This window comes from Planococcus sp. TJ-301 (genome assembly GCF_058268475.1).
Genome location: NZ_JBZDOH010000001.1, coordinates 898,857 through 914,606, shown reverse-complemented (window position 1 = coordinate 914,606; position 15,750 = coordinate 898,857). Strand labels below are relative to the sequence as shown.

The 15,750-nt window shown below is 48.4% G+C and carries 13 protein-coding genes; 12 read left to right on the top strand and 1 reads right to left on the bottom strand.

What is annotated here, in order from left to right; genetic code table 11:
- The first annotated feature begins 151 nt into the window (after positions 1-151).
- From AC4EHJ_RS04720 to AC4EHJ_RS04665, 12 genes are all read left to right on the top strand, one after another.
- Positions 152-1,405, top strand: coding sequence for a competence/damage-inducible protein A (locus AC4EHJ_RS04720; RefSeq protein WP_490974430.1), 1,254 nt, complete (start codon positions 152-154; stop codon positions 1,403-1,405).
- 173 nt (positions 1,406-1,578) lie between these two features.
- Complete coding sequence (recA, locus tag AC4EHJ_RS04715; protein ID WP_490974429.1) at positions 1,579-2,634, top strand: recombinase RecA; 1,056 nt, start codon at positions 1,579-1,581, stop codon at positions 2,632-2,634.
- Positions 2,635-3,206: 572 nt separating this feature from the next.
- On the top strand, positions 3,207-4,766 hold the full coding sequence (gene rny / locus AC4EHJ_RS04710) for a ribonuclease Y (RefSeq protein WP_135505278.1): 1,560 nt from the start codon (positions 3,207-3,209) through the stop codon (positions 4,764-4,766).
- Between the two features lie 66 nt (positions 4,767-4,832).
- Positions 4,833-5,630: a TIGR00282 family metallophosphoesterase gene (locus tag AC4EHJ_RS04705; RefSeq protein WP_490974428.1), complete on the top strand. Its 798-nt coding sequence runs from the start codon at positions 4,833-4,835 to the stop codon at positions 5,628-5,630.
- 239 nt (positions 5,631-5,869) lie between these two features.
- A complete protein-coding gene (locus AC4EHJ_RS04700; RefSeq protein ID WP_490974427.1) occupies positions 5,870-6,295 on the top strand; it encodes a YlbF/YmcA family competence regulator in 426 nt (141 codons plus the stop codon).
- A 159-nt stretch (positions 6,296-6,454) separates the two neighbouring features.
- Positions 6,455-8,980: a DNA mismatch repair protein MutS gene (mutS, locus tag AC4EHJ_RS04695; protein ID WP_490974426.1), complete on the top strand. Its 2,526-nt coding sequence runs from the start codon at positions 6,455-6,457 to the stop codon at positions 8,978-8,980.
- Between the two features lie 4 nt (positions 8,981-8,984).
- Positions 8,985-10,817 carry a DNA mismatch repair endonuclease MutL gene (gene mutL, locus AC4EHJ_RS04690; protein WP_490974425.1) on the top strand — a complete coding sequence of 611 codons (1,833 nt, stop codon included), beginning with the start codon at positions 8,985-8,987 and terminating at the stop codon, positions 10,815-10,817.
- Between the two features lie 47 nt (positions 10,818-10,864).
- Positions 10,865-12,526 carry a glycerol-3-phosphate dehydrogenase/oxidase gene (locus AC4EHJ_RS04685; protein ID WP_490974424.1) on the top strand — a complete coding sequence of 554 codons (1,662 nt, stop codon included), beginning with the start codon at positions 10,865-10,867 and terminating at the stop codon, positions 12,524-12,526.
- Entirely contained in the window at positions 12,523-13,443 is a 921-nt protein-coding gene (locus AC4EHJ_RS04680) for an alpha/beta hydrolase (protein WP_490974423.1), read from the top strand. Before AC4EHJ_RS04685 ends, AC4EHJ_RS04680 begins: the two co-directional genes overlap by 4 nt.
- On the top strand, positions 13,436-14,383 hold the full coding sequence (gene miaA, locus AC4EHJ_RS04675; RefSeq protein WP_490974422.1) for a tRNA (adenosine(37)-N6)-dimethylallyltransferase MiaA: 948 nt from the start codon (positions 13,436-13,438) through the stop codon (positions 14,381-14,383). The genes AC4EHJ_RS04680 and miaA overlap by 8 nt, the downstream gene beginning before the upstream one ends.
- A gap of 20 nt (positions 14,384-14,403) precedes the next feature.
- On the top strand, positions 14,404-14,628 hold the full coding sequence (gene hfq, locus AC4EHJ_RS04670; protein WP_490974421.1) for an RNA chaperone Hfq: 225 nt from the start codon (positions 14,404-14,406) through the stop codon (positions 14,626-14,628).
- Positions 14,629-14,690: 62 nt separating this feature from the next.
- Positions 14,691-14,990, top strand: coding sequence for a rhodanese-like domain-containing protein (locus AC4EHJ_RS04665; protein ID WP_490974420.1), 300 nt, complete (start codon positions 14,691-14,693; stop codon positions 14,988-14,990).
- Between the two features lie 48 nt (positions 14,991-15,038).
- Here AC4EHJ_RS04665 and AC4EHJ_RS04660 read toward each other — a convergent pair whose 3' ends face one another.
- Positions 15,039-15,653, bottom strand: a complete 615-nt coding sequence (locus AC4EHJ_RS04660) for a trimeric intracellular cation channel family protein (protein WP_490974419.1) — start codon at positions 15,651-15,653, stop codon at positions 15,039-15,041.
- Between the last annotated feature and the right edge of the window lie 97 nt (positions 15,654-15,750).

The window sequence follows — 15,750 nt, the reverse complement described above, 5'->3', positions numbered from 1 at the left end:
TTCGAGATATTGAAGTTCATTGCAGCGCTATGCGCTTCGTTGCAAAGGTATTTCCCCAATCTTTGGGTCAATACCTTCGTAGCTGTTTTGCGGGATATCGATTATGAATACACATTAGTTCAACTTATATAGATTGAAGGGAGTGCATGGCATGAACGCAGAAATTATTGCGGTAGGCAGTGAATTATTGCTTGGGCAAATCACCAATTCCAATGCCCGTTTTATTTCAAGCAACCTCGCGGAACTCGGGATTAATGTCTACTACCACACAGTGGTCGGCGATAACCCGGACCGGCTGAAAAGCATCATTGAAATTGCCGAACAAAGAGCCGATCTAATTATTTTCACAGGTGGGCTTGGTCCGACAAAAGATGATTTGACAAAGAGCACAATTGCGGAACATTTGAATACAAGTTTGGAAATGGACCAAGTCGCGCTGGATTCGATTGTCGCGTATTTCGAACGCGCGGGGCGCACGATGACTTTTAACAATAATAAACAGGCATTGGTGTTGAAAGACAGTGAAGTGCTGGAGAACCACCACGGCATGGCGCCGGGTATGCTTTATAAATCTGGCGAACACGTCTATATACTTCTGCCTGGCCCACCGAAAGAAATGGAGCCGATGTTCCAATTCGAAGCGAAGCCGAAACTGGCCCGCATGTTGAATAAGGAAGATGTCATTTTATCGCACGTTTTGCGCTTTTATGGTATTGGCGAAGCCGAACTGGAAGACCGGATCCAGGATTTGCTGGAAAAGCAAACCAATCCGACCATTGCGCCGCTCGCTTCGGATTCTGAAGTGACGTTGCGCATTACAGCGAAGACTGAGACAGAAGAGCAGGCATGGGAATTGATCAACGAAGCGAAAGAGGAAATTCTGGCAATTGTCGGGGATTACCTTTATGGCTACGATGATGACTCGCTAGCATCAAAGGCTGTAGAGCTCTTGAGAGAACAGCACAAGACCATCTCAGCTGCCGAAAGCTTGACCGCCGGCTTGTTCCAAGCAGAGCTCGCCGCCATACCAGGCGTTAGCAAAGCGTTGAAAGGCGGAGTCATTGCTTATAATGAAGAAATGAAAATCAAACAGCTGGGCATCTCCGCTGAATTGCTCGAGCAATATGGAGTAGTCAGCGAAGAAACAGCAATCGCCATGGCTGAGGCCGTCCGCTCGAAATTCGGGACGGACATCAGCGTTTCTTTAACGGGTGCGGCAGGACCGGATGCGCATGGTGAGCAGCCTGCAGGGACAGTATGGATCGGCATTGCTGATGAAAATGGGACGAAGGCTTATCGCCTCCAGCTTTCCGGCATGCGCAATTCAAACAGGCTTAGAGCCGTTAAATTGGCTTTGTACTATGTTATACGAACACTAGCTGCAGGAAACGCACGCAAAATTTAATTTTGCGTGCGTTTTTCCTTTCAAACGTGTTTTTTGGCTTCTATAGCCAAATCAAAACTCAAATTTAAAATACGAACACGAATAAACGTTCGCATTTCTCTTGTGTATTTCTCAATAACCTAGTATACTAGAAACAGGTAGAAAAATTGGTTTTATTAAGAGGAGGACTTTTTTTGAGCGATCGTAAAGCAGCATTGGATATGGCGTTAAAAGGTATAGAAAAGCAATTTGGTAAAGGTTCGGTCATGAAATTAGGAGAGAAAAGCGACCGCAACGTATCATCGGTTTCAAGTGGATCATTGGCAATTGATACTGCTCTAGGAATAGGCGGATACCCGCGTGGGCGGGTCATCGAAATTTACGGCCCTGAAAGTTCGGGTAAAACGACCGTTTCGCTTCATGCGATTGCAGAAGCGCAAGCGGCAGGCGGAACAGCAGCATTCATCGATGCCGAGCATGCGCTTGATCCGGTTTACGCAAAAAATCTTGGCGTTAATATTGATGAGCTATTGCTGTCACAGCCTGATACAGGCGAGCAAGCGCTTGAAATCACGGAAGCATTAGTGCGAAGCGGTGCGGTTGATATCGTGGTCATCGATTCGGTGGCGGCACTTGTGCCAAAAGCTGAAATTGAAGGCGAAATGGGCGACTCGCATATGGGCTTGCAGGCTCGCTTAATGTCCCAAGCTTTGCGTAAATTATCCGGCATTATCAATAAATCGAATACGATTGTTATCTTCATTAACCAGATTCGCGAGAAAATTGGTGTGATGTTCGGAAACCCGGAAACAACTCCAGGCGGCCGTGCACTGAAATTCTATTCTTCTGTACGCATGGAAATTAGACGCGCAGAAGCTTTGAAATCAGGCAATGACATCATTGGTAACAGAACGAAGATCAAAGTTGTCAAAAACAAAGTTGCTCCGCCGTTCCGTACAGCGGAAGTGGACATCATGTACGGTAAAGGGATTTCACGCGAAGGTGAAATCGTCGATATCGGTTCGGATCTGGAAATCATCCAGAAGAGCGGTTCTTGGTATTCGTACAAAGAAGAACGCATCGGGCAAGGCCGTGAAAACGCCAAGCAGTTCTTGATGGCGAATCCGGAATTGCGCAACGAAATTTCGAACAAAGTCCGCGAATCTTTGGGCATGGCTGCAGCGACATATACAATTGCTGCTAAAGCTGAAGAGCCGGAAGAATTCGATCTTTTGATCGACGAAGAATAAGAAGGGAAGCGCAGCTAAAGCTATGCTTCTTGAAGATGGCCGCCAAGCATACGCTTGGCGGTTTTTCTGTGCCTGCATTCAGCAGTCTCGGGTTAAAAGACGCAGTCCCCGGCAAGTCCTCAGGGCTTATTGGAACTAAACGGACGCCTACGCTTTTCTAGGTGTCCAGTCCTCGGCCCCAGTTCCTCGAGATGCTTCGGCCTTGCCAGCAACGGCAAAAGACGCCGTCCGCGGCAAGCCCTCTAGCGCTTGTCGGAACTAAACGGGCGCCTACGCTTTTCTAGGTGTCCAGTCTTCGGCCCCAGTTCCTCGAGACGCTTCGGCCTTGCCAGCAACGGCAAAAGACGCCGTCCGCGGCAAGCCCTCCAGCGCTTGTCGGAACTAAACGGGCGCCTACGCTTTTCTGTGAGTTTCCATGGGTTGACACTTCTTAGTACCAACTATACAATTAAGTTGTATCTACGCATCTAACTAGTGCGGTGACGCATTTTAAAACGATTGATGCAATAAAATGTTTGCTTTAATTCATCTTTATGAACTGTAGAAAAAGAATAGCAAGAGGAGGTGTTCGAATGGGGATTTCTGAGATCATCTTCGCTTTGCTTGGTATCATCGTCGGTGTAGTTGTTGGCTATTTTGTTCTTAAAAAACAAAACGATTCCGATATAGCAGGCGCTAAAAACTCTGCGGAGCAAATTGTTGAAGATGCGAAGAGAGAAGCAGAAGCGCTGAAAAAAGAAGCTTTATTGGAAGCGAAAGACGAGAATCATAAATTGCGTACTGAAACAGAATCTGAAATTCGGGAACGCCGATTGGAACTTCAAAGACAAGAAAATCGGTTGTTGCAGAGAGAAGAAAATTTGGATCGCAAGGATGATGCATTAAACAAAAGAGAAGCGAGCCTTGAACGCAAGGATGAAACTCTCGCAGAAAAACAACAGCATATTGTACAGATGGAGAGCAAAGCAGAGGATTTAGTCCAGAAGCAGCAGTCCGAGATGGAACGAATTTCTTCATTGACACGCGAAGAAGCGAAATCGATCATCCTGCAGCAAGTTGAAAATGAACTTTCAACAGATATTGCGGTCATGGTGAAAGAAACTGAAGCGCGCGCCAAAGAAGAGTCGGACAAGAAAGCGAAAAATATCCTATCATTGGCAATGCAGCGTTTTGCTGCTGACCATGTCGCAGAAACAACTGTTTCAGTGGTGAACTTGCCGAATGATGAGATGAAAGGCCGGATTATCGGGCGCGAAGGACGTAATATCCGAACGCTTGAAACTTTGACGGGCATCGATTTGATCATCGATGATACGCCTGAAGCGGTTATCCTTTCCGGCTTCGATCCGATCAGACGTGAAACAGCCCGGTTAGCTCTTGAAAAATTGGTATCCGACGGCCGTATCCACCCTGCGCGCATCGAAGAAATGGTTGAGAAATCACGCCGCGAAGTGGACGAGCAGATCCGCGAAATCGGAGAACAAACGACATTTGATGTCGGCGTCCACAATTTGCATCCTGATTTGATCAAAATTCTTGGCCGCCTGCGCTACCGCACAAGCTATGGCCAGAATGTCCTGAAGCACTCGGTTGAAGTTGCTTTCCTTTCCGGTTTGATGGCCGCGGAGCTTGGTGAAGACGTAACGCTCGCAAGACGTGCCGGCCTTCTACATGACATCGGTAAAGCTATTGACCATGAGGTTGAAGGAAGCCACGTCGAGATCGGTGTGGAGCTTGGAACGAAGTATAAAGAGCATCCAGTTGTCATCAACAGTATTGCTTCCCACCACGGGGACACTGAAGCAACGTCAATCATTTCGGTTATCGTTGCTGCAGCAGACGCTTTGTCTGCCGCACGTCCGGGTGCACGCAGTGAGACATTGGAGAATTATATCCGTAGACTTGAAAAACTTGAAGAGATTTCTGAATCGTACGAAGGCGTTGAGAAATCATTCGCTATTCAAGCGGGGCGCGAAATCCGCATAATGGTCCGCCCGGAACAAATTGACGACATGACAGCCCATAGGCTTGCCCGTGATATCCGTAAGCGGATTGAAGAAGAGCTTGACTACCCAGGGCACATTAAAGTGACCGTCATCCGGGAGACACGAGCAGTTGAATACGCAAAATAATAGGATTGAGGCTTCGATGAATGTCTATTCAAAGAAGCCTTTTTCTTATGGGAAAAGGTGATAGTTGTGAAAATCTTATTTATCGGTGACATCGTCGGTTCGATCGGGCGGGATGCGCTGGAATCTTATTTGCCTCGTTTAAAACGAAAGTACGCACCGGATGTTGTTATTGCCAACGGTGAAAACGCTGCGGCAGGGCGCGGCATTACAAAGTCGATCTACCAAGACCTGATGTTCATGGGCGTCGACATGGTGACAATGGGCAACCATACATGGGACCAGAAAGAGATTTTTGATTTTATTGATGAAGTCGATTACTTGATCCGCCCGGCGAACTTCTCGCCAGAAGCGCCAGGCAGAGGCATGGCGACGGTAACAAAAAATGGCCAGACGCTTTCCGTCATCAACCTCCATGGCCGTGTCTTTTTGCCGCCGCATGACGATCCGTTCCAAAAAGCGGATGAGTTGATCGCTGAAGCGAAAGAGATTTCGCCGCTAGTTTTTGTCGATTTCCACGCCGAAGCGACAAGTGAAAAAATCGCTATGGGCTGGCATTTGGATGGCCGTGCATCAGTTGTCGTCGGAACGCATACCCATGTCCAAACAGCAGACGCGCGGATTTTGCCGAACGGCACCGCTTATATTTCTGATGTCGGAATGACAGGCCCTTATGATGAAGTGCTTGGTATGGCGAAGGAATCGGTGCTGTACCGTTTCCGGACGAATATGCCGACACGCTTTGAAGTGCCGAAGCAGGGACGTTCAGTGGTCAGCGGGTTTTTCACGGAAGTGGATGACCAAAGCGGCAAAGCGATTTCATACGAACGCATCTACATTAACGAAGATTACCCGTTCCAAAACTAAAAAGGAGTTCTTGTCCATTCTCCGACAATTCGCCGTTGTGCCTTGAAGAGCACGAATGCTTTTCAGTATAATGAAAGAAAGAGCTATACCGGAAAGCAAGGGCTGCAGCGGAGTTTTACACAAGTCGGAACCCTTGTCGAATGGACGCTTTTACCTGTACAATTAATCTAATAAATAAAGGCTGTTGAACGGTGGTTTGATGGACAGCGTTGCCAGCCGAGAAATGGGTGTCTACGAGAATGGCTTATACAAAAGACGAAATTATCGCAAAAGCGCGCGAAGTAGCAGATATGATTGCTGATACAGAAGAAGTTGAATTCTTCAAACGTGCAGAAGCGCAAATAAACGAAAACCAGAAAGTCCGCGAGAAAATCGCGAGCATGAAGAGCTTGCAAAAACAAGCGGTCAATTTCCAGCATTATGGAAAAGAACGCGCGTTGGGCTTGATTGAAGGCAAGATCCAGAAAATCGAAGAAGAAATCGACGAAGTGCCGATTGTCCAGGAATTCAAGCAATCGCAAAGCGACGTCAACGCATTGCTGCAAATGGTATCAACGGCAATCGCCAACCGCGTAACGAACAACATCATTACTGCAACAGGCGGAGATTTGCTGCGCGGCGAAACGGGATCGAAGGTTCGCAACGATTCACCGGGTAGCTGCTAATAACAATTACATTCAATATCGGGCTGCGCTTTGTGTGACGCAGGACGATTTTGCGATAAAGGAAACTGAAAGAGCTGAGGCTCTTTCAGTTTTTTCTTTTCTGCTGTTGTTTTTGCTATAATGGTGAGACTACGAAAAGTTCTGAAAGAGGTATTAAAAATGGCTCCTACACCAATGATGCAACAATATTTGCAAGTGAAATCCGATTACCAGGACGCGTTCTTGTTTTTCCGCTTGGGCGACTTTTACGAAATGTTTTATGACGATGCGTTGAAAGCGTCGCAAATCCTGGAGATTACATTGACCAGCAGGGGCGGTACAGGCGAAGACCGCATCCCGATGTGCGGCGTGCCCCATCATGCAGCCCAGAATTATATCGACCAGCTCGTTTCAAAAGGCCATAAAGTGGCGATGTGCGAACAGGTGGAAGACCCGAAAACGACAAAAGGCATGGTCAAGCGTGAAGTCGTGCGCCTCATCACGCCAGGCACTTATACCGAAGGCAAAAGCGTCGATTCAAAATCGAACCTTTTTCTGGCGGCGGCTGAACAGACCGGAGAAGGTTTTGCTTTGTCCTACGTCGACGTCAGCACAGGCGAAGCGGCGGCTGTCTTTATAGCGGGAACGGAAAAAGCCCTGCTGCAAGAATTGCAGTCGTTGAACATCCGTGAGCTGGTCGTTTCCGAGCAATTGTTTTTATTGCTGAACGAAGAGACCCAGCAGCTCATTTTATCGATTGAACCGATGGACCATATTTACGAAGCAGACGAACGGCTGACAGCCCAATGCCCGGATGATTTGAAGCAAAGCATTTTGCGTCTGCTGACGTATATTTCGCGCACCCAGAAACAATCACTTGACCATATCCAGCCTTTTATTTTCAATGAAAACAGTCAGCTGCTATCGATCGATTTCCATTCCAAGCGCAATTTGGAATTGCTGCAATCAATTCGCGGAGGAGAAACGAAAGGTACGCTGCTGTGGCTTTTGGATGATACCGTGACAGCGATGGGCAGCCGCAAGCTGAAGCAATGGCTGCATCAGCCTTTGGCCAACCGCAGCTCGATTGAAAAGCGTCAGACGATGGTCGAAGCGTTGATCGGCAATTATTTTGCGCGCGTGGAATTGCAAGCGCTCTTGAAAGAAGTGTACGATCTGGAGCGCCTGAGCGGGCGGATTGCTTTTGGCAGTGCGAGCGGACGAGACTTAGCTCAGTTGCGGAGCTCACTGGAGAAAGTCCCGGCCATTATTGCAGAGCTGGCCAATTCAGGGTATGACGCACTCGCTGGATTCAGCGAAAAACTGGACCGCTGCGAAGAAGTGGGCGAATTGCTTGAGGCCATCAGCATTAATCCACCTTTGTCAGCGAAAGAAGGTGGCGTCATCCGGGACGGGTTCCACGAAAAATTGGATGAATACCGCTATGCCTCGCGAAATGGCAAAGACTGGATTGCGCAGCTTGAACAGGAAGAACGCCGATTAACCGGCATTAAATCGTTAAAAATCGGCTATAACCGGATTTTTGGCTATTATATTGAAATATCGAAAGCGAATATGCATTTGGCGGACTTGGAGCGTTATGACCGCAAACAGACGCTGGCAAACGCAGAACGCTATATCACACCAGAATTGAAAGAAAAAGAGACCTTGATATTGACGGCTGAAGAAGAGAGCTTGAACCTGGAGTATGAATTATTCGTCAAGATTCGGGAAGAAGTCAAGGTGTTTATCACCCGCATCCAGAATTTAGCCTCGACGCTCAGCGAGCTGGACGTCTTTATGAGCTTTGCCAACATAGCGGAGAATTACCGCTTTGTGAAGCCTGAATTTAATGATACCCGCGAAATCTCGATTATCGAAGGCCGCCACCCGGTCGTCGAAAAAATGCTCAACAAACAGCATTACGTGCCAAATGACTGCGTATTGACCAACAGCCAAAATATGCTGTTGATTACAGGACCGAATATGTCCGGTAAAAGTACGTATATGCGCCAAGTTGCATTGACAATCGTTTTAGCGCAGATCGGCAGCTATGTGCCCGCTGAATCGGCGAACTTGCCTATTGTCGACCAAATCTTCACGCGCATCGGAGCGGCGGACGATTTGGTCTCTGGCCAAAGCACATTCATGGTCGAAATGCTTGAATCGCAATACGCGATCACCCATGCGACAAGCCGGAGCCTGCTGTTATTCGATGAAATTGGCCGCGGCACCTCGACCTATGACGGTATGGCGCTCGCTCAGTCAATGATTGAGTATATCCATGAGCACATAGGCGCCAATACCTTGTTTTCGACGCATTACCACGAATTGACGGCATTGGACCAGTCGCTCGATAAACTCAGCAATGTCCACGTCGCTGCGATGGAGCAATCAGGCAAAGTGGTGTTTTTGCATAAAGTGAAAAAAGGGCCGGCAGATAAAAGCTACGGCATCCATGTAGCAGAATTGGCAGAGTTGCCACAGCCGATCCTTGCCCGTGCCCGCGAGTTGCTGGCGAGTTTCGAAGCGGAAAACAAAAAGCACGTCAGCCAAGTAGAACAATTATCGTTCTTCGATGACCGCGACACCGCTGGGGAAGAAGTGCTGCAGGCAATTTCGGACATTAATATTGCCGCAATGACGCCTTTGCAATCGCTGCAATTGCTCAATGACCTGCAGGCAAAGCTAAGCGAAAAGGAGTGACTTTATGGGAATAATCCAATTAATGGATGAACCATTATCCAACAAAATAGCTGCTGGGGAAGTGGTCGAACGGCCAGCTTCTGTCGTCAAGGAATTGGTGGAGAATGCCATTGATGCGGGCGGTACAGCGATTGAAGTATTATTGATCGAAGCTGGGCTGACTTCCATACAGATTATCGACAACGGCGCAGGCATGGACGCGGAAGATGCCCTATTGTCTTTCTCGCGCCATGCTACGAGCAAAATCGCGAACGAGCATGACCTGTTCCGTATCCGAACCTTAGGCTTCAGGGGAGAAGCGCTTGCAAGTATCGCGTCGGTATCAAAAATCATGCTCCATACCTCTGATGGAGAATCTGGAACGTTTGTCCAATTGGAAGGCGGGCGTGTTATCGAACACCGGTCTGGTTCTTTAAGAAAAGGCACCGACATCCGCATTGACCAATTGTTCTTCAATACGCCGGCACGTTTGAAATACTTGAAAACGCTGCAAACGGAACTTGGCCATTCAATCGACCTGATGAACCGCTTTGCGCTCAGCTATCCGGGCGTCGCATTCAAATTGGTGCACGACGGCAAAACGGTGCTCCAGACCTCCGGCAGCGGTGAGATCAAGCGCGTCATTTCCGATATCTACGGTGTTTCGATTGCTAAAAAAATGATTCCGTTTAAAGGGGAAACCCAGGATTACAAGGTTTCCGGCTATGCGTCATTGCCGGAAATCACCCGTGCCAATAAAAACTATATTTCGTTGTTCGTCAACGGCCGATGGGTCAAGCATTATGCCATTGCCAATACCGTGCATAGGGCGTACCATACGTTTTTGCCGTTGGAGCGGCAGCCAATCGTCATTTTGAATATCCAGGGAGATCCTTATTTGACGGACGTCAATGTTCACCCTGCCAAACAGCAAATCCGGCTGAGCAAGGAAAAGGAATTGATGGAATTGGTGCACACTACAATACGCCAAGCCGTCAGTTCAGCTGTTCGGGCGCCGACCATCGAGCAGCCGAAAGCTGTGAAACAGGCGCCGACAAAGCAACTGGATATATGGAAAACTTCATTTACAGTAAAAGAACCGATAGAGCAGCCAGACAGCGATTTTGTGCGGACAATGGAAAGGCCGAAAGAGCAGCAGGGCAAGCATGCGTCTGTTGCATCGGCGCAACAAGCGTCAACTGCCTACACGCCAGAACCATATCCAGAACCGATTGCTGAAGCTGCCGATTTTGAGGAACCGGAAACGGGGCCGCAATTTCCTGAGCTGGAAGTCGTCGGCCAAATCCACGGCACTTATATCGTTGCGCAAAGTTCAGACGGTTTTTACCTGGTCGACCAGCACGCTGCGCAAGAACGCATCAAATATGAATTTTTCCGCGAAAAAGTGGGGGAAATCAATTCTTCCGAGCGGCAGGCTTTATTGCTGCCATTGACGTTCCATTACAGCCGCGACGAAGCGCTGCGTCTGAAAGATGCTTTAGCAGTGATGTCAGAAAGCGGCGTTTTCATGGAAGAATTCGGCGACACGTCATTTATCGTCCGCGAGCATCCGACATGGTTTCCGAAAGGCTTTGAACAGGAAATCATCGAAGAAATCATCGAGCAGGTGCTGGATGACCGTAAAGTTGACGTTAAGAAAATCCGGGAAGAAGCGGCGATCATGATGAGCTGCAAAAGATCGATCAAAGCAAACCATTATTTGCAAAAGCATGAGATGGAACGATTGCTGGCGGACTTAAAAAATGCCGAACAGCCGTTTACCTGTCCACATGGCAGACCGGTCATTGTGCATTTTAAAACTTATGATGTTGAGAAAATGTTTAAACGGGTAATGTGAACAAAGGCATAACTGCGGGCAGAGTCATTGGATAAGGGGGAAAAAGGATGTTTTCAGCGAAAAAGAGGCCGGAACAAATCGGCAAGCTTTCTAAATACCAGTTTGATGTTTTAGTTATCGGAGGCGGAATTACAGGAGCGGGCATTGCACTTGATGCGGTGTCACGCGGCATGTCGGTCGCTTTGGTGGAGATGCAGGATTTTGCAGCTGGCACATCCAGCCGTTCCACAAAATTGGTCCATGGCGGATTGCGGTATTTAAAGCAATTCGAGGTGAAGCTCGTTGCGGAAGTCGGCAAAGAACGGGAAATCGTTTATGAAAATGCAGTCCACGTGACAGAACCTCAGCGTATGCTGCTGCCGTTTCACAAGGGCGGAACGTTCGGTCCGTTGTCGACATCTCTCGGGCTTCGGGTCTATGATTTTCTGGCAGGAGTCAAAAAAGGCGAACGTCGCAAGATGCTGAAACCGGAAGAAGCGCTGGAAAAAGAGCCTTTATTGAATAAAGAAGGCTTGCTCGGGGGAGGCTATTACGTCGAATACCGAACGGATGACGCGCGCTTGACGCTGGAAACCTTGAAAAAAGCGGCGGAAGGCGGAGCAGTCACTTTGAACTACGCAAAAGCGGAAAGCTTCCTTTATAAAAATGGCAAAATGGCTGGGGCGCGGATCGTTGACGTTGTGGAAGGTCAAACTTTTGATGTGGACGCACGGGTAACTATAAATGCGTCAGGTCCTTGGGTTGACGAAGTCAGAAGCCTCGATGCGAAGACAAGGGGCAAAAAGCTGCAGCTGACAAAAGGTACACATATCGTCGTCGATCAGCAAAAATTTCCGCTTCGGCATGCTGTCTACTTTGACACACCTGACAAGCGCATGATTTTTGCTATTCCAAGGGATATGAAAGTCTATGTCGGCACAACCGATACCTTTTTCCAGCAAGACCCGATCGACCCCAGTGCCACAAAAGAAGATGTCGCGTACTTGATCAAAGCGGTAAGCGGCATGTTTCCGGAAATCCGATTGGCGCCAGACGACATCGAATCAACATGGGCAGGCGTAAGGCCGCTCATCTTAGAAGAAGGCTTGGATCCGTCTGAAATTTCCCGGAAAGATGAAATCTGGGAGTCGGACAACGGTCTCATCTCCATCGCGGGCGGCAAATTGACAGGATACCGGAAAATGGCGGAAACGATCATTGATAAAACAGCTAAAAGGCTTTCGAAAGATACGGGCACAAAATACGGCAGTTCCATTACGAAGCATTTACCGTTATCTGGCGGTGATTTTGGCGGCTCGGAAAACTTTGGCGGATTCGTCAGCCAAACCGCATTGTCTGCAGAGCAATTCGGCTTGTCGCCGGAAGAAGGCCGGATGCTGGCGCAATTTTTCGGGACGAACGCTGGCAAAGTGTTTGGCTATTATCAGCAAATGCCTGAAACCAATCCCCAGGGGCTGCCAAAGTCGTTGGCAGCCATCTTGAAATACATGATTGAAGATGAAATGGCGTTGACCCCCGCAGACTTTTTTGTCAGGCGGACGGGCGATCTTTATTTCCATATCGCGGATGTCGTGCGCTATAAAGAAAGCGTGCTGGAATTCATGGCCAGCGAGTTGAATTACAGCAAAGAACAGAAAATGCAATACCGCAATGAATTGAACGAAGAAATCCAGCGGGCGACTCGATATGTGAGAGGGGCATTGCAATGAAAATCAACAAAAGTTTTGTAGAAATGTCAGATGGCCACGAAGTTTATTGTGAAATGGTTTGCCCGCCTTCTCCAATCGGCCATGTGCATGTGATCCACGGCATGGCGGAGCATGTCGGCCGTTATGAGGAATTTGTGCATTTCCTCGCGGCGAAGGGATTTGCAGTGTCTGGCCACGACCAGCGCGGACACGGAAAAACAGCCCAACGCAGCGGGACCATAGGATTTTTCGCTGAAGAAGGCGGATTTGACCGAGTGGTCGAAGACGCCAAGGAAATCATCGATCATGTGAAAGATGAGTTTGGAGATCTTCCGCTTATCGTCTTCGGGCACAGCATGGGGTCGTTTGTGGCTCGGCGTTTCATCCAATTGTACAGCTCCAGCATCAGCGGCGTCGTGTTGTCAGGCAGCGGCGGAAATCCAGGCTTTTCGGGCAAAGCTGGGCTCGCATTTGCTTCGGCTGCGGCGAAAGCGCAAGGACAGACAGCAGTGAGTGAAATGCTTGGAAAAATGACGTTCGGCAGTTTCAATAAAGCGTTCAAAAGCGAAGAATCTGCATATGCATGGCTCAGCCGGGACAAGTCCGAAGTGGCCATATACGAAGCAGATCCGATGTGCGGTGCGCCATCTACTAATCAATTCTATGTAGATTTATTCACCGGCCTGGATTTGATCCATCGCAAAGCGGAAGTGGCAAAAATCCGCAAAGATTTGCCGCTGCTGCTGATCAGCGGTTCCGCAGATCCGGTTGGCGGCCATGGCAAAGGCATCTTCCAGGCGGCTGAACAATACCAGAAAGCTGGGATGACGAATGTCCGCGTGCATTTGGCGGAAGGCGCTAGGCACGAATTGCTTAAAGAAATCGACAAAGAAGTGCATTACGAAATTATGGCAGAGTGGATGTTGGAAAATGATTGATGTAATTGCCATAGTAGGCCCCACGGCTTCCGGTAAAACAGCGCTGAGCTTGGAGCTTGCAAAACGCTTTAATGGTGAAATTATCAATGGCGATTCCATGCAGGTCTACCGCGGCATGTCGATCGGCACAGCGAAAATCAGTGCAGAAGAAATGCAAGAAGTGCCTCACCACTTGCTCGACATCAAGGAACCAGAAGAATCTTTTTCGGTGGCGGAATACCAAGGGCTTGTGCGCGGCAAAATCGAAGAAATCAAATCGCAGGGCAAGCTGCCGATCCTTGTAGGAGGATCGGGCCTATACGTCCAGGCGGTTTTATTCGATTACCGCTTTACGGACGGCCAAGTCGATGAAAGAGTGAGGGCCGCTTTATATGAAGAACTCGAACAGCAGGGTCCGCAGCATATGCACGATAAATTGATGGCAATGGACCCATCAACCGATATTCATCCGAACAACACGAGGCGCGTCATCCGCGCACTTGAAATTTTGGAAAGCGGAGAACAGCAAGCGGACCGCAGCCTGGCGTTGTCGCCTATGTATAACGAGGCCATCATCGGGCTCGACATCGACCGCGATGTCCTGTATCAGCGCATCAATGAGCGCGTCGATGCTATGCTGGAGCAGGGTCTCCTGGATGAAGTGGCAGCGCTGCGAGACCGCGGCGTCCGCGATACCCAGGCGATCCAAGCAATTGGCTACAGAGAATTATATGGGTTTCTTGAAGGAACGGTGGATTTCGGGGAAGCGGTCAGCCAGTTAAAACGCAATTCACGGAAATACGCAAAGCGGCAATTCACTTATTTCAAAAACAAGCTGCCGATTTTCTGGATTGATGCATTAGCCGATCCGGAAAAAAACATTCGGGAAATTGAAGCTTTTATGCAGGATATAGACCGTGCCCGTCGAATTGAAATAATTGCGGGGAAAAATAAAGACTAGGGATTATGAGGGGGATATTCATGAAGCCAGTAAACATTCAAGATGTTTATTTAAACCAGCTGCGCAAAAACAATATTTACGTAACTGTATTTTTATTGAATGGTTTTCAATTGAAAGGCACGATTAAATCCTATGATAATTTCACAGTGCTGGTTGAGTCCGAAGGCAAACAGCAGCTGATTTACAAGCATGCCATTTCGACTTTTTCACCCTCGAAAGCGGTTGCTATCGAACACCAGGATTAATCCTTCAACTAATACACAAAAGGCTTAAAAGCCATTAAGAAGACTAACGGGAGGCAATAACAATGAAATCGATTTCTACTGATGAACTGCAGGAAAAATTGGCAGCTGGCCAACAGGTGCAGCTGATCGACGTGCGTGAAGATGAAGAAGTGGCGGCTGGCATAGTGCCGGGCGCTAAGCACATTGCACTTGGCACATTGCCGGACCGCTTGTCGGAAGTCGACAGCTCCCAAACCGTGCATGTTATTTGCCGCTCAGGTAAACGCAGCGCGAAAGCATGCGAAATCCTGGAATCCGGCGGTATCGAAGCCATCAATGTTGATGGCGGGATGCTCGATTGGAAAGGCGAAACCCACGCATAATTATTGAAACTCAAAAGACCGCCCGGCTTTTAAAGCCGGGCGGTCTTTTTAATGTGTTTTGGTCGTAAGGATTTTTCGTGTTGGCAGGCGCCATCTGTATGTGAAAGAGAGGATCCGCAATGCGGTGATGCAGATAAACAGGATATACAGCACCGAGTCGGTGCGTACCATGTCAAAACTGATGAGTATGCCCGCCATCGCTGCCCAAACAGCATAAATTTCCGCTTTTAGGACAAGCGGTTTGCGGCCGGCTAAGACGTCCCGGACCATACCGCCGCCGGAACCCGTCAATACAGCTGCGACGACAACTGCGTATACCGGCATTCCCAGATTCACTGCGTAAAGTGCACCTTGTATGGCAAATGCTGATAACCCGATGGCATCAAAGAAATTGCCCCAGCGGTTCCAATGGCTTAATAGTTTATTTGGAAAAAGGAATACGAGGGTGACGGAGAACAAGGCAAGCTGAAACATCATTTCCTGCTCCCATAATGCGGAAACAGGCACGCCGATCAATAAATTCCGGATTGCGCCGCCGCCAAACGCAGTAACAATCCCCAGCAGATAAACCCCGAAGATATCATACTCCTCTTCCATAGCGATAATAGCCCCGGACACCGCAAAAGCGATCGTTCCGATGGCACTTAATACTTCCCAAGCCATATGATGCATCCTCCCGAAATCTTCAACTCTATGAATTGTAGCAGAATTTGACGCAATTTCAAGTTTAATTGCATAATAGAGAGTGAGCAAAAGAGAA